The 23,512-nt window shown below is 61.0% G+C and carries 26 protein-coding genes and 1 pseudogene; 19 read left to right on the top strand and 8 right to left on the bottom strand.

Features of this window, described 5'->3' with window-relative positions; translation table 11 throughout:
- Window positions 1-20 precede the first annotated feature (20 nt).
- From iolE to JNB85_RS11240, 5 genes are all read left to right on the top strand, one after another.
- Window positions 21-938, top strand: coding sequence for a myo-inosose-2 dehydratase (iolE, locus tag JNB85_RS11260; protein WP_220334448.1), 918 nt, complete (start codon window positions 21-23; stop codon window positions 936-938).
- A gap of 169 nt (window positions 939-1,107) precedes the next feature.
- Entirely contained in the window at window positions 1,108-1,905 is a 798-nt protein-coding gene (iolB, locus tag JNB85_RS11255; protein ID WP_220334447.1) for a 5-deoxy-glucuronate isomerase, read from the top strand.
- 91 nt (window positions 1,906-1,996) lie between these two features.
- On the top strand, window positions 1,997-2,242 hold the full coding sequence (locus JNB85_RS11250; RefSeq protein ID WP_220334446.1) for a DUF1127 domain-containing protein: 246 nt from the start codon (window positions 1,997-1,999) through the stop codon (window positions 2,240-2,242).
- Window positions 2,243-2,292: 50 nt separating this feature from the next.
- On the top strand, window positions 2,293-3,126 hold the full coding sequence (locus JNB85_RS11245) for a helix-turn-helix transcriptional regulator (RefSeq protein ID WP_220334445.1): 834 nt from the start codon (window positions 2,293-2,295) through the stop codon (window positions 3,124-3,126).
- An 86-nt stretch (window positions 3,127-3,212) separates the two neighbouring features.
- The gene (locus JNB85_RS11240) at window positions 3,213-3,371 is read left to right on the top strand and encodes a hypothetical protein (protein ID WP_220334444.1); all 159 of its coding nucleotides are present in this window, start codon (window positions 3,213-3,215) and stop codon (window positions 3,369-3,371) included.
- A gap of 38 nt (window positions 3,372-3,409) precedes the next feature.
- Here JNB85_RS11240 and JNB85_RS11235 read toward each other — a convergent pair whose 3' ends face one another.
- Window positions 3,410-4,777: an MATE family efflux transporter gene (locus tag JNB85_RS11235; protein WP_220334443.1), complete on the bottom strand. Its 1,368-nt coding sequence runs from the start codon at window positions 4,775-4,777 to the stop codon at window positions 3,410-3,412.
- 37 nt (window positions 4,778-4,814) lie between these two features.
- A complete protein-coding gene (locus JNB85_RS11230) occupies window positions 4,815-5,255 on the bottom strand; it encodes a glyoxalase superfamily protein (protein WP_220334442.1) in 441 nt (146 codons plus the stop codon).
- A gap of 354 nt (window positions 5,256-5,609) precedes the next feature.
- On the opposite strand from JNB85_RS11230, the gene JNB85_RS11225 reads away from it, so the two are divergent.
- Window positions 5,610-5,948: a hypothetical protein gene (locus JNB85_RS11225; protein WP_220334956.1), complete on the top strand. Its 339-nt coding sequence runs from the start codon at window positions 5,610-5,612 to the stop codon at window positions 5,946-5,948.
- Window positions 5,949-6,019: 71 nt separating this feature from the next.
- Here JNB85_RS11225 and JNB85_RS11220 read toward each other — a convergent pair whose 3' ends face one another.
- Window positions 6,020-6,466 carry a baeRF12 domain-containing protein gene (locus JNB85_RS11220; RefSeq protein ID WP_220334441.1) on the bottom strand — a complete coding sequence of 149 codons (447 nt, stop codon included), beginning with the start codon at window positions 6,464-6,466 and terminating at the stop codon, window positions 6,020-6,022.
- Between the two features lie 157 nt (window positions 6,467-6,623).
- On the opposite strand from JNB85_RS11220, the pseudogene JNB85_RS11215 reads away from it, so the two are divergent.
- The 3 genes and pseudogenes from JNB85_RS11215 to JNB85_RS11205 all read left to right on the top strand — a co-directional run bounded on the left by JNB85_RS11215 (window position 6,624) and on the right by JNB85_RS11205 (window position 8,788).
- Window positions 6,624-7,068, top strand: a pseudogene (locus tag JNB85_RS11215) (DUF2177 family protein).
- A gap of 117 nt (window positions 7,069-7,185) precedes the next feature.
- Window positions 7,186-7,584 (top strand): PilZ domain-containing protein, encoded by a 399-nt coding sequence (locus JNB85_RS11210; protein ID WP_220334440.1) that lies wholly within the window; start codon window positions 7,186-7,188, stop codon window positions 7,582-7,584.
- A 91-nt stretch (window positions 7,585-7,675) separates the two neighbouring features.
- Window positions 7,676-8,788 carry a pyridoxal phosphate-dependent aminotransferase gene (locus tag JNB85_RS11205; protein ID WP_220334439.1) on the top strand — a complete coding sequence of 371 codons (1,113 nt, stop codon included), beginning with the start codon at window positions 7,676-7,678 and terminating at the stop codon, window positions 8,786-8,788.
- Window positions 8,789-8,944: 156 nt separating this feature from the next.
- Here JNB85_RS11205 and JNB85_RS11200 read toward each other — a convergent pair whose 3' ends face one another.
- Window positions 8,945-9,214: a sel1 repeat family protein gene (locus tag JNB85_RS11200; protein WP_220334438.1), complete on the bottom strand. Its 270-nt coding sequence runs from the start codon at window positions 9,212-9,214 to the stop codon at window positions 8,945-8,947.
- Between the two features lie 431 nt (window positions 9,215-9,645).
- Here JNB85_RS11200 and JNB85_RS11195 point away from each other — a divergent pair, with 431 nt between their 5' ends.
- The 3 genes from JNB85_RS11195 to amn all read left to right on the top strand — a co-directional run bounded on the left by JNB85_RS11195 (window position 9,646) and on the right by amn (window position 11,887).
- A complete protein-coding gene (locus JNB85_RS11195; protein WP_220334437.1) occupies window positions 9,646-9,984 on the top strand; it encodes a DUF2147 domain-containing protein in 339 nt (112 codons plus the stop codon).
- A gap of 138 nt (window positions 9,985-10,122) precedes the next feature.
- Window positions 10,123-10,302, top strand: a complete 180-nt coding sequence (locus tag JNB85_RS11190; protein WP_220334955.1) for a hypothetical protein — start codon at window positions 10,123-10,125, stop codon at window positions 10,300-10,302.
- Between the two features lie 82 nt (window positions 10,303-10,384).
- Complete coding sequence (gene amn / locus JNB85_RS11185; RefSeq protein WP_220334436.1) at window positions 10,385-11,887, top strand: AMP nucleosidase; 1,503 nt, start codon at window positions 10,385-10,387, stop codon at window positions 11,885-11,887.
- A gap of 38 nt (window positions 11,888-11,925) precedes the next feature.
- Here the strand turns inward: amn and JNB85_RS11180 are convergent, their stop codons facing one another.
- Window positions 11,926-12,093, bottom strand: a complete 168-nt coding sequence (locus JNB85_RS11180) for a hypothetical protein (RefSeq protein ID WP_220334435.1) — start codon at window positions 12,091-12,093, stop codon at window positions 11,926-11,928.
- Between the two features lie 155 nt (window positions 12,094-12,248).
- Between JNB85_RS11180 and JNB85_RS11175 the strand changes: the two genes are divergently transcribed.
- Genes JNB85_RS11175 through JNB85_RS11160 form a run of 4 tightly spaced genes read left to right on the top strand, consistent with a single transcriptional unit; the run spans window position 12,249 to window position 14,579 of the window.
- Window positions 12,249-12,599 (top strand): YciI family protein, encoded by a 351-nt coding sequence (locus JNB85_RS11175; RefSeq protein ID WP_220334434.1) that lies wholly within the window; start codon window positions 12,249-12,251, stop codon window positions 12,597-12,599.
- A 12-nt stretch (window positions 12,600-12,611) separates the two neighbouring features.
- A complete protein-coding gene (locus JNB85_RS11170; RefSeq protein WP_220334433.1) occupies window positions 12,612-12,971 on the top strand; it encodes a YciI family protein in 360 nt (119 codons plus the stop codon).
- A 2-nt stretch (window positions 12,972-12,973) separates the two neighbouring features.
- The gene (locus JNB85_RS11165) at window positions 12,974-13,333 is read left to right on the top strand and encodes a YciI family protein (RefSeq protein ID WP_220334432.1); all 360 of its coding nucleotides are present in this window, start codon (window positions 12,974-12,976) and stop codon (window positions 13,331-13,333) included.
- Between the two features lie 10 nt (window positions 13,334-13,343).
- Entirely contained in the window at window positions 13,344-14,579 is a 1,236-nt protein-coding gene (locus tag JNB85_RS11160) for an RNA polymerase sigma factor (protein ID WP_220334431.1), read from the top strand.
- Here JNB85_RS11160 and JNB85_RS11155 read toward each other — a convergent pair.
- Window positions 14,574-16,958, bottom strand: a complete 2,385-nt coding sequence (locus JNB85_RS11155; RefSeq protein WP_220334430.1) for a DNA/RNA non-specific endonuclease — start codon at window positions 16,956-16,958, stop codon at window positions 14,574-14,576. The genes JNB85_RS11160 and JNB85_RS11155 overlap by 6 nt on opposite strands.
- An 89-nt stretch (window positions 16,959-17,047) precedes the next feature.
- Window positions 17,048-18,007, bottom strand: coding sequence for a lysylphosphatidylglycerol synthase domain-containing protein (locus JNB85_RS11150; protein WP_220334429.1), 960 nt, complete (start codon window positions 18,005-18,007; stop codon window positions 17,048-17,050).
- Window positions 18,008-18,087: 80 nt separating this feature from the next.
- On the opposite strand from JNB85_RS11150, the gene JNB85_RS11145 reads away from it, so the two are divergent.
- Together JNB85_RS11145 and JNB85_RS11140 are read left to right on the top strand one after the other, a co-directional pair.
- Window positions 18,088-19,098, top strand: coding sequence for a glycosyltransferase family 2 protein (locus JNB85_RS11145; protein ID WP_220334428.1), 1,011 nt, complete (start codon window positions 18,088-18,090; stop codon window positions 19,096-19,098).
- 2 nt (window positions 19,099-19,100) lie between these two features.
- A complete protein-coding gene (locus tag JNB85_RS11140; RefSeq protein WP_220334427.1) occupies window positions 19,101-20,591 on the top strand; it encodes an ArnT family glycosyltransferase in 1,491 nt (496 codons plus the stop codon).
- Window positions 20,592-20,687: 96 nt separating this feature from the next.
- On the opposite strand, the gene JNB85_RS11135 is transcribed toward JNB85_RS11140, so the two are convergent.
- Complete coding sequence (locus tag JNB85_RS11135) at window positions 20,688-22,055, bottom strand: aspartate aminotransferase family protein (RefSeq protein WP_220334426.1); 1,368 nt, start codon at window positions 22,053-22,055, stop codon at window positions 20,688-20,690.
- Between the two features lie 45 nt (window positions 22,056-22,100).
- On the opposite strand from JNB85_RS11135, the gene JNB85_RS11130 reads away from it, so the two are divergent.
- Complete coding sequence (locus JNB85_RS11130) at window positions 22,101-23,477, top strand: glutamine synthetase family protein (protein ID WP_220334425.1); 1,377 nt, start codon at window positions 22,101-22,103, stop codon at window positions 23,475-23,477.
- Window positions 23,478-23,512 lie beyond the last annotated feature (35 nt).

Genomic DNA, 23,512 nt, shown 5'->3' with positions numbered 1-23,512 from the left:
TGTTTTCAAGGAGACTATAGATGAAGGCCAAACTCGGCATGTCGCCGATCGCATGGTGGAACGACGACCTTCCCGAACTCAGCGACGACGTATCTCTGGAAGAATGCCTGCGGCAATCCCGCAGCGCCGGCTTCACCGGCATGGAACAGGGCCGACGTTTCCCCAGCAACCCTCAGGAAATGCTGCCGATCCTGCGCGCTGCCGACGTGACGCTCTGCGGCGGCTGGTTCTCCGGCACGCTGGTCAACGAGGAGCTTGCGGCCAATAAGGATCGCATCGCGCCGATGATTGAGCTGTTCAAGGCCGTCAATGCGCCCTGCATCGTCTATGGCGAAGTCGGCCGCTCCATCCAGGGCGACCGTTCGAAGCCGCTCGCGACCAAGCCGCGGCTTGGCGATGACGAGATGAAGACCTATGCGCGCCGCGTCACCGAATTCGGCGAATGGTGCGCCGAGCAGGGCATGCCGCTTTCCTATCACCACCATATGGCGGCTGTCGTCGAGACCGAGCCTGAGCTCGATGCGTTCATGAAGAATTCGGGTGCGGGCATTCCGTTGCTGCTCGATGCCGGGCATCTGGCCTTTGCCGGCGGGGATGTGCTGCGCGCCATCGACAATTACCACGCCCGCATCAACCATGTGCACGTCAAGGATATCAGGAAGTCTGTCGTCGATGGGCTCGACCGCAGCAAGCAGTCCTTCCTCGATGCGGTGGCGCTCGGCGCCTTCACCGTGCCGGGCGACGGCTCGCTCGATTTCGGCGCGATCGTCAGGCGCTTTGCCGATTACGGTTATGAAGGCTGGTTCGTCGTCGAAGCCGAACAGGATCCGCGCAAGGCGCCGCCGCAGAAGATGGCGGAGATCGGCCATGCGGAATTGATGCGGGTGATGACCGCGGCTGGTTACACGGTGGAGACGGAAGGTTTCCCGAAGGGATAACTACAAAACTGCTGGAGCCCGGAGCCCCCCTCATCCGCCCTTCGGGCACCTTCTCCCCCAGGGGAGAAGGGGGAACGAGGCGGTGCGGCATGTCCCTTCTCCCCGCCGGGGAGAGGTGGCGGCAGCCGGATGAGGGGGCCCCATCCACCAATTCAGGAGGAAAACACCAATGCCAAACCTCAAGGTAAAACCATCAGGCACGCATGGCCGCGTCACCCATGTCACGCCGGAAAGCGCCGGCTGGACCTATGTCGGCTTCGATATGTACCGCCTGAAACCGGGCGAGACGGCATCGGGCGAAACCGGCGAACGCGAGGTCTGCCTCGTCTGGGTGAGCGGCAAGGGCAAGGCTTCGGCCGGTACCAGGGATTTCGGCACGCTCGGCGAGCGCATGAGCCCGTTCGACGGCGCACCGCATGCTCTTTATATCCCGATGGAATCGACGTGGTCGGTGACGGCCGAGACGGATCTCGAGCTTGCCGTCTGCTCCGCACCCGGCGGCGGAACCTATGAGGCGAAGGCCATTCCGCCCGGCACGCACCCGCCGCTGACCCGCGGCAAGGGCACGAATGTACGCTACGTCAACAATATCATGCCTGAGGATGATAGTTCGGCGCATTCGCTGCTCGTCGTCGAGGTGATCACGCCGGGCGGCCACACCTCCTCGTATCCACCGCACAAGCATGACCAGGACAATCTTCCGCACGAGAGCATGCTGGAAGAAACCTACTACCACCGCCTCAATCCGCCGCAGGGCTTCGGCTTCCAGCGCGTCTATACGGATGACCGCTCACTTGATCAGGCGATGGCCATCGAAGACGGCGACGTGACGCTGGTGCCCAGAGGATATCACCCTTGCGCCGCGACGCATGGCTATGACCTCTATTATCTCAATGTCATGGCCGGGCCAAAGCGCGTCTGGAAGTTCTATAATGCGCCTGAGCATGAATGGCTGCTGAAAGCCTGATCCGGTTGCAGATCGCTAAATAATCTGACAGCGGGCGAGCCGCGCAGATGGTTCAATCTCCCCATTCAAACGCAATGGATGGAGGAACACCATGCGCGGCTCTAGCTTTACAGCCTATGCCCAGACCACCCACCCGACGGAAGCCCGGCAATCACGGCTTGTTGCAGGCATCGTCGCTGCTTTCCGCTGGACGGCACGCAAGCTCGCCGAGCATCGCAGTCGCAGCGCCGTACTGGAGCTGTCCGACGATCAGCTGAAGGATATCGGTCTTTCCCGCGGCCAGATCGAAAGCGACGTGCATATCTCAAGCCACTACTGGAGCAACAAGGGATTGTGATAAGGTGCCTCGGTGGGCACTGCTCGCCGCGCAAAAATCCGGAAAGACCGATGTCGCAATTTTCGACCGTATTGCTCTTGACGACGAAGACTGTCGCGATCCGTGACATTGTCTGCAATGGGGAATGCCGTCACAAGAGCGACGAGGAATGCGCCCACAAGACGAGCCTTGTCTATCCCTATCGCGGCGTGTTCATGCGTCATGTCGGGCGCACCGACACGGTGGCGGAAGCCAATCAGATGCTGTTCTTCAATGCCGGGCAAGGCTATCGCATCAGCCATCCGGTCGAGGGCGGCGATGCTTGTATCGATCTTTCGATCGACGAATGCCTTTTGGCCGAACTTGCGCCCAGGGATCAGGTGCAGGCGGGCGAGCTGTTCGGTTTCAAACGCCAGCGCCGGCGCATCGATCCGCGCGCACAGGCGCTTGTTGCGCTTCTTCGCCATGGGCTGCGCCGAGGTGTTGCCGAGACCCTGGAAGCGGAAACGCTGGCGCTCACTCTCGTGCGCCGCTCGCTCGGCGAGCGCACCTCACATTCGGCGGGCGCCAGTGCCGGTCGCCAGAAGCTTGTCGACAGGGCAAAGCTCGTGCTTTCCTCCGATCTCGCGCGACGCTGGACGCTTGCCGAGATCGCAACGGAAGTCGGCGTTTCGCCCGTCTATCTCACGCAGGTCTTCCAGCAGGTGGAGGCAACCCCGCTCTATCGCTACCAGCTTCGGCTCAGGCTCGCCCGCGCGCTCGATCTTCTCGGCGAGTACGAGGATCTGACGGCGCTCGGCCTCGATCTCGGCTTTTCCAGCCACAGCCATTTCACCGCATCCTTCCGTCAGGCCTATGGCCAGACGCCGGCGGAGTTCCAGCGCGCGACGCGGCTGCGGGCCTAAAGTCGCTAAAGAATTCGACAGCGGCGAGAGGCGAGCAGTGGTCTTATGATCCTGCCCCAAACGGGAGCCAACCGGAGGATGATGAGATGAAGAAGACCACGTGCGCTGCCTGCGACTGCGAACTCGGACCTGACGCCATCAGCGTCAAGCTTGGCGGCAAGACGGTCGAGGTTTGCTGCGAAGAATGTGCGCAGGCACTCGGGGAAGCGGAGGCTGCTGCAGCATCCGCAGCCAGCAAGGATTGAAAAACGAGGCCGCGCCGGACGGGCGCGGCCTCGTTTGCCTACGCGGGCAACAATCCATAGCGCCAGCCGAGCCGCCTAGCGTTACGCGCTAGAACAGTGAGGGCCAGCAGGAACATGCAGGCTTCGGCAAAGACTGGCACCATCCAGATACCCATTTCACCGAAGGGATGCGGCAGCAGGAATGTGAGCGGCAACGTGAAGAGATAGGCGCGCGACAGGCCGAACACCGCCGCGCGTCTGGCATCGCCAATCGCCTGGAAATAGCCTGACAGCACGATCATCTGGCCGAACAGGAAATAGGCGCCGACCGTCCAGGGCAGAATGCGGGACACCTCGGCGATGACGACGGGGTCGGCAACGAAGACGTGGCCGAGGCGGCTTGCCAGCAGCTCGACCGTAATCTCGACGCCGGTGCAATAGATAAGAGCCGCGATCAGGGCAATCTGCAGGCTGTGGCCGACGCGCTCGGAAAGGCCTGCCCCATAATTATTGCCGCAGATCGTCTGGAAGGCGATGTTGAGACCGAGCAGCGGCAGATAGGCGACAGTCATGACGCGGGTGATGATGCCATAGGCGCCAACAGTCGCGACATAATCGCCCTCGCCCCAGATCGAGAGATTGAAGATCACGGCTGCCGAGCAGAGCGAGATGCCGATGAAGCCGAGGCTCATCGGCGCCCCGAGCGCCAGGATCGGCCACCAGTCCGCAAGCGGAAAACGGGATGCCGGACGAAGTGCGCGCTCATCGCGCCAGCGATAGATCAGCACGGCAACCAGGCAGATCGCCTGCGCCAGCACCGAGCCGAGCGCCGAACCCGCCACGCCCCATTGCAGGACCGCCATGAAGAACCAGTTGGCGGCGATGTTGAGCGCCGTAGCGGCCAGCATCACCATCGTCATGAAACCGATCCGGCCCTCGCTGCGCAAGGCGTCGATATTGAGCGACAGGAAGAAGGCAACGGGTGCTGCACCGACCATGATGCCGATGAAGGTACGGGCATTTTCGGTTACAGTGAGGTCGCCTGCCGCGACATTGCCGACGATGCTCCAGCCGACAGTCCAGTAGATCACGTTGATGACAAGCACCACCACGATTGCCAGCACATGGGCGGCCGCAAAGGTGCGCCTGGCGGCATCGCGATTGCCGCCGCCGAGCTCGCGGGCAAGGATGCTCGCCATGCCGTTCGAGACGAGCGACTGCAGGGCGATGAGCATCATCAGGCCGGGAAAGATGAGGGTAACGGCAGAGAGAGCGCCGGCCCCGACATAAGCGCCGAGGAAGTAGGCGTCCACCACGGCGAAGAGGCCGTTTATGGTCGTGATCAGGATGATCGGCAGCGCCGTGCGGGCAAAGACCGAAGGCAGCGAGCCCATCAGGAATGCATTCGTTTGCGAAGTTGAAGTCATGGACGGAATCCGGGTGTTGCGGGCAGCGATCAGGCTGTCAGATATCGAGAACGAGATGCGGCAGACCGTTGGAGGTCTTGCGCGGCGAGATGCCGTTCTCGTCGATCTGGGCATGGATGCGCTGGCGGAAGGCCGAGAAGCTCTCGAAGGTCACCACGTCGACAGGCTCATCGAAATGGATGGTGATCCTGTAGAACTCGCTGCCCGGGACGGCCGACAATGCCAGAACCCTGCCGGCAAACGGCTGGTTCAGGTAACGGCCGCGGATATGGGCGCCGACGAAGATCGGCGACGACGACTTGTCGTTCGGCTTGGCAGCAAGGGCAGAGAGCGTGTTCCAGTCGCGCAGGCCATATTGGCGGGCGATCAGTTCCAGGGCGGCGGCGTGGGTGATCTCGCTGCCGCGTTCGGCCATGGCCTGGCGCAGGCGCTTTGCCTGGGCTTTCAGCTCGTCGACCGCAGGGTAAGTCATAGTCATGGGTTCAGCCTTTCAAAGGCATGCCATTCGACTGTCAGGGGGGCTCGCATTGCCGTCAGTCAGCATGCACAGGGGCTGTGACCATGATCGCGAGGGCTTCACCATGGATATTCATCCGCGAGCGGCCGGTGCCTCGAACCGGCTTCTCTATGCGTGACGACAGGCCATAAGTCAATGGCGGCACAAGGCCTCTGAAAAATTGGGCGGATTCAGGACAATATTGCCGGCAACAGATGCGTTTTGCCGTTCAATTTTGCACAAGGTTCCAATTTTAAAGATGTTGTTCAGCAGTTGTCAGCAATCCTGCGTTAAACTCCGATCGTACAATAAGCGGAGGCTGATATGGCCTTTCAGATACAGCCCGACACAGAACATCCCAAGCCCGAACAGGCTTATAAGGAATTCAGCCTCGACCGGCCCGGCAACATCATCTTCGTCGGCCATCATCTCAGCACAGGTACGCAAGTCCGCTGCCTGATCCGTACGATCACGCTTGCCGGCGCGCTGCTGGAGGTCAGCCCCAGCGTGGAGATGCCGCAGAATTTCTTCCTGGAGATCCTCGGAATTCACGACGAGATCGGCGCGACCATGGTCAAGCGCGAAGACGAGTTCGTGACGATCAGTTTCAACATGCTGCTGAACCCCGAGTTCCTTCATCACGTGCTGCGGCTGAGTTTCGAAACTAGCCTCTGATTGCCCGATTCTCGGCCGCACGAAAAACGCGGGCCACGTGGCCCGCGTTCGAAGGTGATGTCTTATCGCGATCAGGCGGCGAGGTGCCGCTCGATCTGGTCGACGGGAAGGTTGGTATAATCCTTCGCGACTTCGGCTGAGATCGCCGCCTGCACATCGGCGCTGAGATTGGGGCGCAGCGCACCGAGCGCGCGCGGCGGAGCGACGAGAAGGATACGGCGCGCTTCCTTCTCATGCACCAATTCATCGAGTTTTCCGGCTACCTCCTTCAGGAACTCTTCTTCCGCCTGGTCCTGCCAGTTGGTCTCCTCCATCGCGCTGCCGCTCAGACCGTCCGGCGCATAGGATCGGCCCGGCTTGTCGGTACCGATTTCGCGAGTCGGCTGGTTGGGCTGCGTGAGAGTTTCACGGACCTGGAGGTTCATCAGCTCGGTGTCGCCGGCATTCTGCAGGATCAGGGCTTTCGCCCCATCGCACACGACGACCCAGGATTCCCAGGGAACTTTGACATCTGTCATTTGAGTTTTCCTCGCTTTGATGATTGGAGGCGACGCGTCGCTAAGGAAAAACGCCGGACAGTTGAAAGAGTTCGGGAAAAATCCACGCAAAGAGAATCGACGGCGATCCGCAAGGCGGGCCAAGGCGTAGAACGGGCAAAGCGGGAGATCAGAGACGATGAAAACTGCTGTTGTTGCCTATGCCGGTTGCCTTTTCACCCTTGCCGTCGTTGACGCCTTACGGCTCGGCATCATCGCCCGCACCTTCTATCGGGACCAGTTGGGCGATTTGAAGCTTCCAGAGCCGAACCTCGGCATCGCGGCGCTTTACTATCTGTTCTTCGCGGCCGCCGTCGTCATACTTGCGGTCTTGCCAGGGCTTTCGAGCGGCTCGGTCGGCACGGCACTTCTCCATGGTGCCATTTTGGGACTGGCGGCTCGCAGCCCTGCGACATCCCTCATCTGTCGACACCAAAGGCTCGCCCCTCGCGATGAGCCTGGTGGATATGGCCTGGGGAACATTTCTGACGGCACTTGGCGCTGCCGGCGGCTATTGCGCGGCAAGATGCTGGCCTGAGCGACGACGGCTCGTTCCCAAGACGGCACAATGGATGTGCCGCTAACGCACAAATGTCGAACTCGTTAAAATGGTACTTATATATTTGACGAATGTGAAAAACATTCGTGTGAGCCTTTCGTCGAACAGCCCGAAATTTGAATTGCCTGACGGAGAATGCGAAATGGAAATGCTCCGCGCAACGCACCTCGCCACGGTGAAGTCGGCTGTCTACGACATTCGTTGGGAGGAATTCAACGTCAAGCGGCCGGCCCGCATCGTCGCCGTTCGTCCCTGCCTGACCGGAATTTCCATACGCAGCGCCGAAATTCTCGAGATTTCCCAGGGCGGCGCGACCTTCGTCGTGTCCACCACGGCCGGCCTGCCCAAGCATTATTACCTGAATATCCTGGGGCTCGCCTACCGCATCGGCTGTGCCGAGGTCTACCGCCATCACGAACGGATCGGTGTTCGCTTCATCAACCTCATCGAGCTGGATGTCCTGCGCAAGGTCGTGCGCGCCGACTTCATGATCGGCAATACCGAGGCGATCGACGCGCGCCGCAACGGCAGCCGCGTCTAAGCGCAGGGTGTGAAATAATCTTGCTTGCCTTGGCAAAGCGAGAGCCTATTGTTGCGCGGCTTTTTCAACAGTTTCGGGAAATTGCCCTCGCATGTCTGCCTTCTCGCGCTTCACGCCGCTTGCCAGCGCCCTGCCCTCCACTGTCCCTTTCGTCGGCCCCGAGGCCATCGAGCGCCAGCGTGGCCTAAAGGTCGAAGCGCGCATCGGCGCCAATGAAAACGGCTTCGGCCCGGCTCCCTCGGTCATTGCAGCCATGCGGGAACAGGCCGGCAATATCTGGAAGTACAACGATCCGGAAAACTACGCTTTGCGCGAGGCGCTTGCTGCCCATCTCGGAGTGACACCGGCCAATATCGCCATCGGCGGCGGCATCGATGAATTGCTGGGGCAGATCGTGCGGCTGGTGATCGAGCCCGGCGGCACCGTGGTCACCTCGCTCGGCGCCTATCCCACCTTCAACTTCCATGTGAACGGTTTCGGCGGCCGGCTGGTCACCGTTCCCTATGCCGGCGACCGTGAGGATCTCGAGGCGCTGCTCGACGCCGTCAAGCGCGAGAACGCGCCGCTCGTCTATTTCGCCAATCCCGACAATCCGATGGGAAGCTGGTGGGATGCCCAAGAGATCGTCGCCTTTGCGCGCGCCTTGCCGGAAACCTGCCTGCTGATCCTCGACGAAGCCTATAGCGAGACCGGCCCAGCCTCGGCGCTGCCGTCGATCCAATCCCTCATCGACCTGCCGAATGTCGTGCGCACCCGCACCTTCTCCAAAGCCTATGGTCTTGCCGGCGCCCGCGTCGGCTATGCCATCTCGACACCGGGCACGGCACAGGCCTTCGACAAGATCCGCAATCATTTCGGCATGAACCGGCTTGCGACGGTCGCGGCGCTCGCAGCCCTCAAGGATCAGGCCTATCTTTCCGAAGTGATCGGGAAAATCCATGCCGCGCGCGACAGGATCGCCGGTATTGCCAGGACGAATGGCCTGCAGCCGCTGGTATCCGCCACCAATTTCGTGGCCGTTGATGCCGGACGCGATGGCGCTTACGCGCGGGCGATCGTCGATGGATTGATGGAACACGGTGTCTTCATCCGCATGCCGGGTGTGGCGCCGCTCAACCGCTGCATTCGTGTCAGCGTCGGGCCGGAAGCGGACATGGCGCTGCTCGAAGAGGCGCTGCCGCTGGTGCTGAAGAAGCTCGGCTGAAAACGAGTAAGCCAAACGGAGAAACCGCGGCCGGCAGAGGACAAGCCGGTCGCGGTTTCCTTCTCCTGGCATCGGCCCCGTCCAAGGTGCCCGCCAGTTCCCCTCTTTTGAGGTTGTTATTTTGCTCTTGTCGATTTGTTACCGGAGGGGACGATCTTAGTGGATCGTCATCCATTCGCGGGCAGCGCGCAGCGCTTCGGCAAGCTGCATCTTGCTCATCGTCGCGGCGACATCGGCGCGCAGCTCGGCTGCGCGGTCGTTGCCCTTGATTGCGGCGATGTTCAGCCACTTGTGAGCGGAGACGAGATCGATCGCGCAACCACGGCCGGTCGCATACATCAGACCCATTTCGCAGAAGACATCGGCGCTGTTGTTTTCGCCACCCATGGTGGCCGTTTCAGCATTGTGCATTTCAAAGCGTGCCATCGGTTCTATCCCTGTTTAGCCTGTCAAGACGTACCCTGTTTTACCTTCGGGCCTTGCCATCTTCTGTAGCTTCCGGCCTTTCCGGTCCGGCGGGTTTGCCCCGCTCGTTTGATGGGTTCACTATGCCAAACGGCTTTCAAAAAACGCCTAAAATGCATGCTTAATTTGACGCAAACAAAGTGCAAACGCTTGGTAAAATTGGATTTTTGTTAAACATCGGAATCCCCGCGAACTAAGGATTTTCGCATGCCTTTTACGAAAAATTCAGACTTGGAAATTGAGGATTCATTTACCGTGAAGTCAGCGTCGACCAGACGATCCCGATAAAAAACAGTCCACGAAAGAGCGATTTCACGCGCTTCCCGCGCCGTATTTACCTTTACGTTCGCGTCAGTTATTTTCGCGCCATTTCATATCTCATGGAGGAAGAGATGATCCGTACCCTCGTTATTGCCGGCGCGCTGGCACTACTGGCAGGCTTTGCACAGGCGGACGAACCGATCGTCGGCAACTGGAAGACCCGCGCCGGCGATACGGCGGCCATTGCGCCCTGCGGCGGCGCTTACTGCATCACGCTGAAGACGGGCAAATATGCCGGCAAGAAGATCGGCAGACTATCCGGCACCGGCGGCAGCTATAGCGGTGAAATCACCGATCCGGCCGACGACAAGACCTATAGCGGCTCGGGCAGCATCTCCGGCAGCTCGCTCAGGATGCAGGGCTGCGTGATGCAGGTCTTCTGTAAAACGCAGACCTGGACTCGCCTTTGAGACCCGCCTCGCGCAGGCAGGTTCTGAGAACCTTAGCCGGCCTCAGAAACTGAACGCAAAATGAACCGCCATCTCAGCACCCGTTCAGCCGCACCATGGCAAAACAGCACCATGAAGGGCGTATATCGGGGTAAGGACGTGGACGTGTTCATTCTGGCGAGACGGTTTACAATCATAACGCTGTTTGCGGCGATCTTCGCGATTTCGTTTTCGGCAGTCGTCGTGCGTACCGGCGGCGGCGGCGCACAGCAGTCGCATTTCGGCGCGAACTATACGTGCCTCGCAAGCAGCGGCGGTTACTGCACCACCATCCGCTGAGACCTGGAAGCATATCTGAAAAATCCGGGTCTCAGCCTCCGCGCGTCGTTTGCTTGTTAAAAACGACTCTCTATAATGCCTCATGAGCAAACGAATCTATCCTCTGTCCGTTTTTGACATTTCGTCCCCTCCCCCTTTCGAGCCGCAGGCCTTCAATGATCCGGCAAAAGCCGTCGAAGCTTTGACCGAGCTCTACGAGCGCAATACCTCTTTCCTGATCGACAGCTTCACGAAGCTCGCGCAAGGGGCGCCGATCACCTGCCGCTATCGCGCCCTCTATCCGCAGGTCAGCATCGAGACGACGAGCTTCGGTCATGTCGACTCCCGCCTCTCCTATGGTCATGTTACGGCACCGGGCGTCTATACGACGACGGTGACGCGGCCGAAGCTCTTCAAGCATTATCTGAAGGAGCAGCTGCTGCTCCTGATGAAGAGCCACAACGTGCCTGTCGTCGTGTCCGAATCCTCGACGCCAATCCCGCTGCATTTCGCCTTCGGCGAAGGCGCCCATGTGGAAGCGTCTGCGGCGGCTTTCGTCGATATTCCGCTGCGCGATCTCTTCGATACGCCTGACCTCAACACGACCGACGACGAGATCGCCAACGGCGAGTATCTGCCGCCGCCGGGCGAGCCCTCACCGCTGGCGCCGTTCACCGCACAGCGCATCGACTATTCGCTGGCCCGCCTGTCGCACTATACGGCGACGGGTGCCGAGCACTTCCAGAACTTCGTGCTGTTTACGAACTACCAGTTCTACATCGACGAGTTCTGCACCTGGGCACGCAAGCTGATGGCTGAAGGCGGCGAAGGCTACACGGCCTTCGTGGAGCCCGGCAACATCGTCACGCTGGCAGGATCAAGCGTTCCGGAAACGGATGCCACACTTGCCCGCCTGCCGCAGATGCCGGCCTATCATCTCAAGAAGAAGGGCCATGCCGGGATCACCATGATCAATATCGGCGTCGGTCCTTCCAATGCCAAGACGATTACCGACCACGTGGCCGTGCTACGCCCGCATGCCTGGCTGATGCTCGGCCATTGCGCCGGCCTGCGCAACAGCCAGCGGCTCGGCGACTATGTCCTGGCGCATGCCTATATGCGCGAAGACCATGTGCTCGACGACGACCTGCCGGTCTGGGTGCCGATCCCGGCACTTGCTGAAGTGCAGGTGGCGCTCGAGGCTGCCGTTGCCGAGATCACCGGCTACGAAGGCTTCGAGCTGAAACGCATCATGCGCACCGGCACGGTCGGTACGATCGATAACAGAAACTGGGAACTGCGCGATCAGGCAGGCCCGGTGAAGCGCCTGTCGCAGGCCCGCGCCATCGCGCTCGATATGGAATCGGCAACGATCGCCGCCAACGGCTTCCGTTTCCGCGTGCCCTACGGAACGCTGCTCTGCGTGTCCGACAAGCCGCTGCATGGCGAATTGAAGCTGCCCGGCATGGCGACCGCCTTCTACCGCACGCAGGTGAACCAGCATCTGCAGATCGGCATAAGAGCAATTCAGAAGCTTGCCGCCATGCCGCCGGAAGCCCTGCATTCGCGTAAGCTGCGCAGCTTCTTCGAAACGGCATTCCAGTAAGATATCGAGGGCAGCCCGGCAGCCGGGCTGCCTTTTATCTAGGCGCTTGCGGCGAGCTGCAGCGCCTCGACAAGGCCGGCAAGCGCGGCGAGCGCGATCACGGTCCTGACCAGCACCTTCATCACCTCGGCATTCTCGAGCGGCGGCATCTTGCGTGCACCGCGTGTGACGATCAGATGTGCTATTCCGAATTCAAGCATGCTCATTGCTCCATCTCCTCGATGTTGTCAGACGGAGCCTTGTCGAGTGTTGCCTCGATCTTTCGACACGCAGGCCGCTAAAAAGATATTTTTCTTCCCTGTCGAAAAGCGCTTACGCTGTTCGTCCAAGGGCTGTGAAAGCACTGCGTGGAGGATAAGCAATGAAATATCTTTGCCAGGTCTGGTTCGCCGGCACGGCGCTGTCGGCCATGTCTCCGGAAGAGAAGAACAAGCTCGACCGGGATTCGCTTGCCTATGACCGCGATCTTGCCGAGAGCGGTCACTTGATCGTCGCCCAGGCGCTGCAGTCGCCACAGTCGGCGGTCACCGTCCGGGTGCGCAGCGGCGAGATGTCGGTCACCGACGGCCCCTTCATCGAGACGAAGGAAGCGCTCGGCGGCTTCATCCTGATCGACGCCAAGGACCTCAATGACGCTATCCGTATTGCCGCCGGCATTCCGCTGGCAAAGCTCGGCGCGATCGAGGTTCGCCCTATCCACGAATTTGGCTGAGGAGGTCATATCATGAAGTTTCTGGGTCAGATCTGGTTCGATACCGAAAAAAGCAAACGCGTCCCCCGCGAGGAGTGGGATACACTCACGCAGGAATGCATCGTCAGCGACGACCAATGGCGCGCCAGCGGCCATATGCTGAGCGCGCTGGCGCTTTACGAGCCGGAGCAGGCTGTGACGCTCCGCGTTCGCAACGGCACCGTCACTGCCACGGATGGCCCCTTCGCCGAAATCAAGGAGCATCTCGGCGGCTTCGTGGTGATCGAGGCCGAGGATATGGCGGAAGCACAGTCGATCATTTCCACCTTCCCTATCCTCAAATATGCATCGGTCGAAATCCGGCCGGCCTATTCGATAAGGGATGGGAGATAGCCATGCGCTTCGTCTGCCTCATCTATAATTCCGCCGATGTGGACGGCACGCTCACGCAGGCCGAAGGCGATGAACTCGTGAGGGCGCATTTCCAGTATGACGAGGAGCTTGAGCGCAAGGGCATCATGATTCACTCCGATGCATTGGAGGGTCCTGACAGTGCCTCGGTGCTGAGAGTGCGCCAAGGCATTCTGTCTTCGACCGATGGCCCCTATGTCGAGACGAAGGAACATCTGGCCGGCATCTACATCATCAAGGCGGCTGATCTCGAAGAGGCGCGCAAGGTCGTCGCGGGCATTCCAAGCGTCCGGGTCGGGTCGATCGAATTGCGGCCGGTGAGAACGCTCACCCTGCCGCAGTGAGGATAGGCACTTGGAACGGGTGATCGAGGACCTCTATCGACAGCATTCGCGCCGTGTGCTCGCAACGCTGATCCGCCTGCTTGGCGATTTCGACCGGGCGGAGGAAGCACTGCACGATGCCTTTGCGGCGGCGGCCCGGACATGGCCGGTCGACGGCCTGCCCAACAATCCCGTTGCCTGGCTGGTTTCGACCGGCCGCTTCAAGGCGATCGACCATATCAGGCGGCGGGCGCGCTTCAACGCCTCGCTGCAGCATATCGAAGACGGGCTTTACCCTGGTGGAACGGAAACGGAAATCGGCGACATGGAACCGATCGAGGACGACATGCTGCGGCTGATCTTCATCTGCTGCCATCCGGCCCTTGCCGCCGATGCTCAGATGGCGATGGCTCTGCGCGAGGTCTGCGGACTGACGACGGAAGAGATCGCCCATGCCTTTCTGGTGCCGGCGCCGACCGTCGCTCAACGCATCGTTCGTGCCAAGAACCGGATCAAAACGGAGAAAATCCCTTATGAAGTGCCTGTAGGAGCGGAGCTGCCCGAAAGGCTCGACCGGGTACTGCATGTCATCTACCTCGTTTTCAACGAAGGCTATTCGGCATCCTCGGGTAAGAGGATCGTGCGCGCCGACCTGACGGCGGAGGCGATCCGGCTGGCGCGGCTGCTGGCGACTCTGCTGCCGCACCCGGATGTCGCGGGCCTCCTGTCACTACTTCTGCTGCAGGAATCGCGCCGCGCTGCCCGGCAGGACGGTGACGGGGCGCTGGTGCTGCTTGCCGATCAGGATCGCTCTTGCTGGGACCGCAGCAAGATATCCGAGGGGCTGTCGCTGCTCGCGAGCGCCATGCGGACACCTGAGATCGGCATCTATACGGTGCAGGCGGCCATCGCCGCCGAGCATGCCAAGACCGACAGCATCGAGGAAACGGACTGGCGGCGGATCGCCTACTATTACGACCTGCTGATTGCTGCCCATCCGTCCGATATCGCCGAGCTCAATCGTGCGGTCGCAATCGCCATGGCGGAAGGGCCGGAAAAGGGGCTTGCGCTCGTCGACGCCATCATCGGCAAGGGTCAGCTTTCGACCTATCATCTCGCCCACTCGGCGCGGGCGGATTTCCTACGCCGGCTTGGACGCCGGGCCGAAGCGATCGAAGCTTACAAGACGGCGCTCACATTCTGCCGGCAGGAACCGGAACGGGTCTTTCTGCTCAGGCGTATCGAAGAGCTCGCGGCTTCCTTATGAGGAACGTTTACGCCGCGGCCGCGCCCTGCCCGCCGGGCCTGCGCCTGATGATGTTCCGGAGCGTGGCGGCTCCAGATCGGCAGGGTCGAGCGTGATCGCCGGTGTGGCTGCCCGACCGGCGCGAATATCGGCTGTGCGAAGCTGATCGCCGAAATCGAGCTTCGTCAATGCTTCGATTTCCTCGACGCTCGACAGAAACTCGGAAACGCGCGCCAGTTCTTCCTCGTCGCCATAGGCTTCCGGTCCGAGCACTTCGGCGGAGATTGCCTCCGGCATGATCTGCAGCACCGGCTTCTGATCGGCAAGCAGAGCGATCGCGCGCAAGCTGTCGCGATCGCTCCAGACGGCGATCTTCCAGAAGCGCAGCGGCACCTTGCTGGCGAAGCGGTACGGCGGATCGGCTTCGTCGAAGACCGGGCCTGCAAATACGCTGACACGCTGCTTCATGGTCACGGCGTTTCGCAGCACATATGTTTCCACGGCCCGCCAGCGCAGCTTGCCTTTGGAACCCGGCCGGTCGAGCGCGCTGCCCTGATTGAAGAAGCCAATCTGCGGAGCTGCATTCGTATAGAAGAACGTATCACGTTCCGCGCTCAGCGCTTCGGTCTCCGAACCCCATGCCGGATCGCCGCGCAGGACGATATGTCCTTTCTGGAAGATGCGCGCTGTGCGCTCCGGCGATTTCGTATCGAGAAAGCCCTTCACGATCTGCTTCTCGTAGAACGGGCGGTTCATCTGTTCCTCGAGCAGGACGCGACGGTCCGGGCGGAAATCGTCACTTGCCTCCGCGCCATCGGCGCCGATGGATTCGACGCCAAGATCCTTCAGCGAAGGCTCGTCGATGACGGTCTTGTCCTGACGATTGATCGCCTTGATGCGTCCGCCATCGATGTTGACGGCAGTGACGCCGCAGAGGCGACGGTCGGCATTCATGACGATAGAGAAATGGTGATAGGGCAGCTCGTTCGGATCGCCGCCAGCCGGCGGGATCTGATTCTTGGCGGGCCGCCATCCCGTGCCGCTGAAATCGGGGAGCGGAATGCTATGTCCCGGAACGAAGCCCGGCTCGTAGCCACCGCGATCGCTGAAATCCTCCGTCTCCCAGCTGGCGGCTTCGGCCGCACCACCCGTCAAAGGACCAGTCTTCAGGTGAGCTTGGCCACCACCCGTCCGCCCCACGACAGGCGGAGCGGCCAGCGGCGCACGCACGCTGATTTCGATCGGAAAGGTCCAGGTTACCGAGCCGTCCGGATTGTGGCGTGGATTGGGTGTTCCCGGCTTTGGTATGGCAGCGGCCTGCGGTCCCTCCGGAACCCTCTCTTCCGTCGGCTTCAGCGGCGCACCTGTCGCATTGGTTTCCGGGCGCCGCGCGCTGTCCCACGCAGCGAGCGCGCGGCGCACGGCCTCTGCTCCGGCGCCGGCGAGCCTTGCTTCGCGCAAATACCTGACGATGGCGCTGATGCGAATGCCTTCGTTGATCTCGCGCGCCAACGGCCTGCCGTCTGTGCCCATCACCTCCAGCCAGGGGCCGCCCCAGTGATGAAGGGCGATCGGCTCCCATTCATTGTTGAAGACCGGCGAACCGGAAGAGCCCTGTTCGGTATCGGCGACATAATGCAGAACCTGCTGGGTCTCGTCGCGGGCGACGAGATGGTTCTCGCGCAGCACCAGTTCCTTGAACCGCCCATCGGGATGCTGGATCACGTTGGCGATCTCCCCGAGCATATGTTTGTCGCTGGCATCGGAGAGCGGAATGAAGCCGAACTCTTCGAGGCGACGGGTGCCTGATCGTCGTTCGCCGATGCCGATCAGCGTGAAATCCAATCCCTCGATACTGTCGGTCACGAAACAAAGCGTGGGATCGAACAGGAAAGACGTCGGATTGCGCGCCCGGCCGGCAACGTCATATTCGTAATCGAACTGAACCTGAAACTTGCCGGAAGCGGCGGCCGATTCAATCACATGATGATTGGTCAGCAGAAGGTTGGGCGCGACCAGAAAGCCGGTTCCCTGCGGTCCTTCGTTGAGGAAGGCGATACGGCCGACCGCATCAGCGGCGCGGCGGCCCCGCTCCAGAAAGGAAACGCCGACGAAATCGAGCGTCGATCCGAGAATGGCTTCCGGCCCCGGCATTTTTCCGGCGCGCGCGCCCTTGTCCCTGGCGATCATGTCGATCGCCGACGATATCAATCCCGCTTCTTCGCGGCTGAGACCGGCCTTGACCTGGAGTCTGTCGATGCGCCTCGTCGTCTGGGTCTCGGCTGCGAGCGGGTTGCCCTCGGCGATCTGCGTCAGCGATCGCTCGATCTCCGGCTTCATCCGTCGCAGGCGGCTGCGGACGACATTCTCAACTTCCCCGAAAGTCCGCAGATCCACCATGAAGCCCCTCCCTCGTCATGGAATTCAAGCGAAAACAGAAACTATCGCAATCTCACGTTGTTAATATGACAGAATTTGCGGAGATGTCGTCAGGCTTTTCGGCGGCCGAGCGGAAGCGAGATGGCGGTCCCGGTCAGGGCAGAGACGATGATGAGCAGGTGGGCGTTGACGCTTGCCTGGGCCAGCGCATCCAGCGCCGTGCGTTCGCTCGATGCGCCGAAGGCGACCGCACCGGCGGTGATGCCGGCGGGATAGGTGCCGACGCCACCGGGCGCATGGACCGGAAGGACGGAGGAAAGCTCACCGCCCAACGCGCCGCCGAAGCTTGCCGCCATCGGCATGACGCCCATCAGGCCGAGCGCCCAGGCGAGCACCAGCACCTTCACCAGCCAGTTGACGATCGTCATCGCCCAGGCGCGGCTGAAGGCGACGGCATCGAAAGGCAGTCCATTCTCGATTTCATGAAGCAGCACCTGCGCCTTGCCCGGCAGAAGTTTTGCACCGAAGCGCAGCAGCGGCTTGCGGGCAGCAAAGGCGAAGACCGGCAGGAACAGGAAGATGACCCAGACAAGCCATGCAAGAGCTGCGTTCGAGGCGGCTACAGCAAAGCCGAGGCCGGCAGCCGCCAATAGCGCATGCAGGTCCAACAGCCGCATGACCAGCAGAGCGGAGGTGCCGCGCGTCAGGGGAATGCCGAATTCCGTGCGCATCAGCACCGGAAAGCTGGTCTCGCCGGCGCGGAAGGGCAGCATGATGTTCAGGAGGTTATGGATCTGGGTGACGCGGAAGAGCGTTGCGAAACGGCCCGCCGTCTCCCGTGGAAAATAATCGTAGATGCGCCATGTACGCAGGAAATAGGTGCTGGTCAGGAGTATCAGCGCGCCGATGACCGGACGCGGGCCGACAGCGGCCCATTGTTCCAATATGACCGGCCAGCCCCAGAACCATTCGATGAAAAGCGCGTAAGCTGCGACGATTGCGACCGTCAGCAGGCTCATGCGATTGCGCAGAAACCAGGATTGCCCGCTTTCAACACTCGGGGTCTTCATGTATCAGGCTTCCTAAGTTTGGCTGCGGCGGCTGGTTTTCATCGGTCTTCCATTGCCGCGCCTTTTAGGAGAAATGAAAGTTGCAGACAACGGTAGAGTCCATTCGCGGTACGAATGATCAGGTGCAACCGCTCGAACTATCGCTGGTCGTTCCTGTCTTCAACGAGGAAGAAAGCATCGGCCCGCTCGTCGAGCGCATTGCCGCGGCCATGACCGACTATCCGCATCGCTGGGAACTGATCCTCGTCGACGACGGCAGCACGGACGCAACGCTCGTCAATGCCCGCAAGTTCGTCAACCGCGAAGGGCTGGCGCTGCGCATCGTCGAGCTGCAGCGCAATTTCGGCCAGACCGCCGCCATGCAGGCCGGGATCGATACAGCGCAGGGACGGCTCATCGCCACCATGGACGGAGACCTGCAGAACGATCCGAAGGATATCCCTTCGATGGTCTCGGAGCTGGAACGGCGCGAACTCGACCTGCTCGTCGGCTGGCGCAAGAACCGCCAGGACGGGCTGCTGCTGCGCAAAATCCCCTCCTGGTGCGCGAACTATCTCATCGGCCGCATCACCGGCGTCAAGCTGCACGATTATGGCTGCAGCCTGAAGATCTACCGCGCCTCGATCATCAAACAGGTTAAGCTGATGGGCGAAATGCACCGCTTCATCCCGGCCTGGGTTGCCGGCGTCGTGCCGAGCTCGCGCATCGGCGAAATGGCCGTCACCCATCACGCGCGGCAGCATGGCACCTCGAAATACGGCATCTCACGCACCTTCCGTGTGATCCTCGATCTGCTGTCTGTGATGTTCTTCATGCGCTACAAGGCGCGTCCGGGCCATTTCTTCGGCTCGCTCGGCCTTGGCCTCGGCGGCCTTGCAGCCCTGATCCTCATCTATCTCGGCTTCGACAAGTTCATCATGGGCAACGATATCGGCACGCGGCCGATGCTGATGGTCGGCGTCGTGCTGCTCTTGTCCTCGGTGCAGATGATCACGACGGGCATTCTGTCGGAAATGATCGCTCGGACCTATTACCGCGACGATGCTTCGCCGAACTACATCGTGCGCCAGATCTTCTCCCGAGAAAGCTGAACGTGAAGAGTCTTTTCAGCCGCCGGCCACATCTGATCCTGGCGGTACTCGGAGCTTATTTTCTGCTCCACCTGATCGTGCGGCTCAGCATTCCCAATGCGCTGGAGCTCGACGAGGCGGAGCAGATGCTGCTCTCGCAATGGTTCGCCTTCGGCTATAATTCACAGCCGCCCTTCTACAACTGGATGCAGTACGGCGTGACATCGCTCATCGGCGTGTCGCTGTTTTCGCTGTCGTTCCTCAAATGCAGCATGCTGTTCCTCTCCTACGTCTTCTACTGGCTGACGGCGCGGCTGACATTGAAGAACAACGGCCTGGTGGTGGTGGCGACGCTCGGCCTGCTTACCGTGCCGCAGGTCGTCTTCGAGGCGCAGCGCGATCTGACGCATTCGGTGGCGACGATCTTTGCCGGCTCGCTGTTCCTCTACGGCTTTTTCCGCACGCTGAAGACGCCCTCGACAATCTCCTATGCCATCGTCGGCATCGCGACCGGCATCGGCGTGATATCGAAGTATAATTTTGCGCTTCTTCCCGCCGCTGCCCTGGTCGCCGCCCTCATCGACACCGATTTCCGCAAGCGGATTTTCGACTGGCGACTTGGGCTGACGATCGTCTTGTCGGTCGCTATCGTGCTGCCGCACGCGGTGTGGTTCCTGCAGCACCTCGACCTTGCGCTCGACCGAACGCTGCACAAGATGACCGGTGACGAGGAGAGCTTTCTGTCGCAGGTATCGACCGGCTTTCTCCGCTTCATCTCCGCGATGATCGGCATCGCCGGCGTCTCGGTCTTCATCTTTCTGGCGCTCTTTGCCAAATCGCTGCCGGCAATGTGGCGCACCTCCAGCCGCTGGACAAGAATTGCAGGTCGCATCCTGCTGATCGAGATCGGCGCCATTGCGCTGATGATCCTGCTTGCCGGCGTCGACAACGTCGCCGACCGATGGCTGACGCCGCTCTTCCTCATCCTGCCGCTCTATATCTGCATGAAGGCCGAAAGTGCCGAAGTCGATGCAGGAGCGCCACTGCGCAAATCGATCGCTGTCGGTGGCGTCATCATGGGTGCAGTCCTGGCCGTGCTCGCCATGCGCGCCTATTATGGCCCGCTCTTCGGCAAGTATCAGCGGCTGAACATCCCGTACGCGAGCTTCGCCGAGACCATCCGCAAGGAGATCGGCGGCGAGCCGGGGCTCATCGTCGGATACGATCCGCATTTGGACGGCAATATGCGGCTGCAGATGCCCGGCACCCCGGTGCAGTCCTATTTCTATCCGGACTTCAAGCCGACGTTCCAGGTGGATGCTAAACATCCCGTCGTCTTCGTCTGGCGCGATGACAAGGGCAGAACGCCGCCCGCCTGGCCAGAATATTATTTCAAGGATGTCATTGCGCAAAACGGCTTGAAGCAGCCGGAGACGCATATCGTTGCCCTGCCCTATATCTATGGCCGGCCGGGTGACACCTATCAATTCGCTTATGCTGTCGCCCATCCCTGAAGCGTGTCGCAATCCTTCGGATTGCTTGCCACGCTTTAAGCCTTTGCTTGACGCAGTCGTTGTCGCAAAACCGCTGCACACTTTGCGCGACAGGCTTCAAGCCCGCAACTCCTTCCAGGCAGCATTCAACGCAATCTTGGCGATGCGCGCCATCTCATCGACCTCCTCATGGCTGATGACGAGCGGCGGGGAGGCCAGCATGCGATCGCCGGTGGCGCGCAGCACCAGGCCGTTTGCGAGAGCATGATTGCGCACCAGCGCGCCGATCGGATCGGGCTTTTCGAAACGGGTGCGGGTCTTCTTGTCAGAGGCGAGCTGCAGGCCACCCATCAGACCGATGCTTTGCGCCTCGCCGACGAAATCGTGCTCGGCAAGGGCGCCCCATTTCTTGGCGAAATAGGGGCCAATATCGTCGCGCACACGCTCGACCACCTTCTCCTCCTCCAGGATGCGCAGGTTTTCAAGCGCTGCGGCAGCGCAGACCGGGTGGCCGGAATAGGTGAAGCCGTGGTTGAAATCGCCGACCTCGTTGATCAGCACGTCGGCAATGCGATCGCTGACGAGCACGCCGCCGATCGGCAGGTAACCCGAGGAAAGTCCCTTGGCGACCGGTGCAAAATCCGGCTCGACGCCGAAATACTGATGGCCGAACCATTCGCCCAGCCGCCCGAAGCCACAGATGACCTCATCAGTGACCAACAGGATGTTGCGGGCCTTGCAGATGCGGTCGATCTCTGGCCAGTAGGTCTCCGGCGGGATGATGACACCGGCAGCGCCCTGGACCGGTTCGGCAACGAAGGCTGCGACATTCTCTTCGCCGAGTTCATCGATCTTGGCATCCAACTCGCGGGCAACCTTCAGGCCGAATTCGGCAGGCGAGAGATCGCCGCCCTCGCCATACCAATAGGGCTGACCGATATGGACGATGCCTGATATCGGCAGGTCGCCCTGTTCATGCATGTATTTCATGCCGCCGAGGCTGGCGCCGGCAACCGTCGAGCCGTGATAGCCGTTGCGCCGCGCAATGACCGTCTTCTTCTGCGGCTTGCCGACGGCAGCCCAGTAGACGCGGGCCATGCGGAACCAGGTGTCGTTCGCCTCCGAACCAGAACCGGTGAAGAAGATATGGTTGAAGCGCGGGCCGGCCTTAGAGGTCACCTTCTGCGCCAACAGCGTAGTCGGCGGCGAGGTCGTGCCGAAGAAGGTATTGTAATAGGGAAGCTCGTTGATCTGCCTGGCAACGGCATCGGCGATTTCCTTACGGCCGTAGCCGATATTGACGCACCAGAGGCCTGCGAAGCCATCGAGATACTTTTTGCCGTGGCTATCGAAGATATGCACGCCCTCACCGCGCTGGATGATGCGCGTGCCTTCGGCATTCAGCTTCTTCATGTCGGAGAAGGGATGCAGATGATGGGCGGCATCGATCGCAGCAAGATTGGGCAGCGGGTAAGTATCGGACATGATTAGACCTTCGGATTGAAAGGCTTCCGGTGATGGTTTACGACCTTGGCCTTCTGCGAGAGGATTTTCAAGGTCATGACGAGCAAGGGCAAAGAGGCTGAAGCGGGCGATCCGCGTTTCGAGATCCTTGTTGTCGGAATGAATGGCGATCTGCGCGGCAAACAGCTGCCGCTTTCGGCCGAAAAGAAGGTCTGGGCCGGCGATATTCGCCTGCCGACCTCGACGCAGTCGCTCGATATCTGGGGCGACGACAATGACGATATCACGGGCCTGTCGCTGACGATCGGCGACCCCGACGGCAATCTCGTTCCCGACAAGCGCAGCCTGACGTCGATGCCCTGGGCGCCGGAGGGTTCCATGCAGGTGCTTGCCACCATGCACGAATTCGACGGCAGGCGCAGCTTCATGGACCCGCGCGGTATTCTCGCCTCCGTTCTCGAACGCTATGCCGAGCGCGGGCTGACGCCTGTCGTGGCGACGGAACTGGAATTCTATGTGATCGAGGAAAGCTGGCGCGAGACCGGCATCCCCTCCCCGCCTGCAAGCCTGACCTATCGCGGCGATCCGAACGGCTTCCAGCTCTATGACATGCGCGCCGCCGATGCACTCGACGACTACCTGCAGACACTGCGCGCCTATGCCAAGGCGATGGACCTGCCGGCGGAGGCGACGACGGCGGAATTCGGTCCCGGCCAGTTCGAAGTGAACCTGCTGCACCGACCTGATGCCCTGGCGGCCGCCGACGACTGCCTCTACCTGAAGCGCGTCGCCGAGCAGGCGGCGCGCAAGCACGGGCTGAAATCCACCTGCATGGCCAAGCCCTATTCGGACCAAGCCGGCTCAGGGCTGCATGTGCATGCGAGCATCATCGACAGTCACGGCAATAATATCCTCGACGCCAAAGGAGGCGAACCGAAGCTTCTGAAATCGGTGACGGCAGGCCTGTTGCAGACCATGCAGGAGGCACAGCTCGTCTTTGCGCCCTTCGCCAATTCCTATCGCCGTTTCCAGCCGGGATCCTTCGCACCCACCGACCTGACCTGGGGCAACGGGCATCGCGGCACGGCGATCCGGATTCCTGACAGCAACGGGCCGGCGGCGCGCATCGAGCATCGCGTGGCGGGTGCCGATGCCAATCCCTATCTGCTGCTGGCGGCCATCCTTGGCGGCATGCTGCTCGGCCTGAACGGCGATCTCGATCCCGGCGAGGAAACGACACCCGCCCACATGCCGGAGGGCGTGAAGCGGCTGACGCACGATTTCCTGACGGCGGTGGAAACCTTCCGGCAATCAGACTTCATCGCCGATATTTTCGGCGAGCGGTATCGCAAGCTCTACGGCGACACGAAGTATAAGGAAGCGATCGCGCATCTGCGCACAGTATCGGATTTCGATTACCGAACTTATCTCGCACGCCTCTGAAGCATGTCGAGCAAAAAGTGTGCAGCGGTTTTGCG

It is taken from the genome of Rhizobium mesosinicum (genome assembly GCF_019511345.1).
Classification (GTDB): domain Bacteria; phylum Pseudomonadota; class Alphaproteobacteria; order Rhizobiales; family Rhizobiaceae; genus Rhizobium; species Rhizobium mesosinicum.
This window is presented reverse-complemented; position numbering and strand designations above follow the sequence as displayed.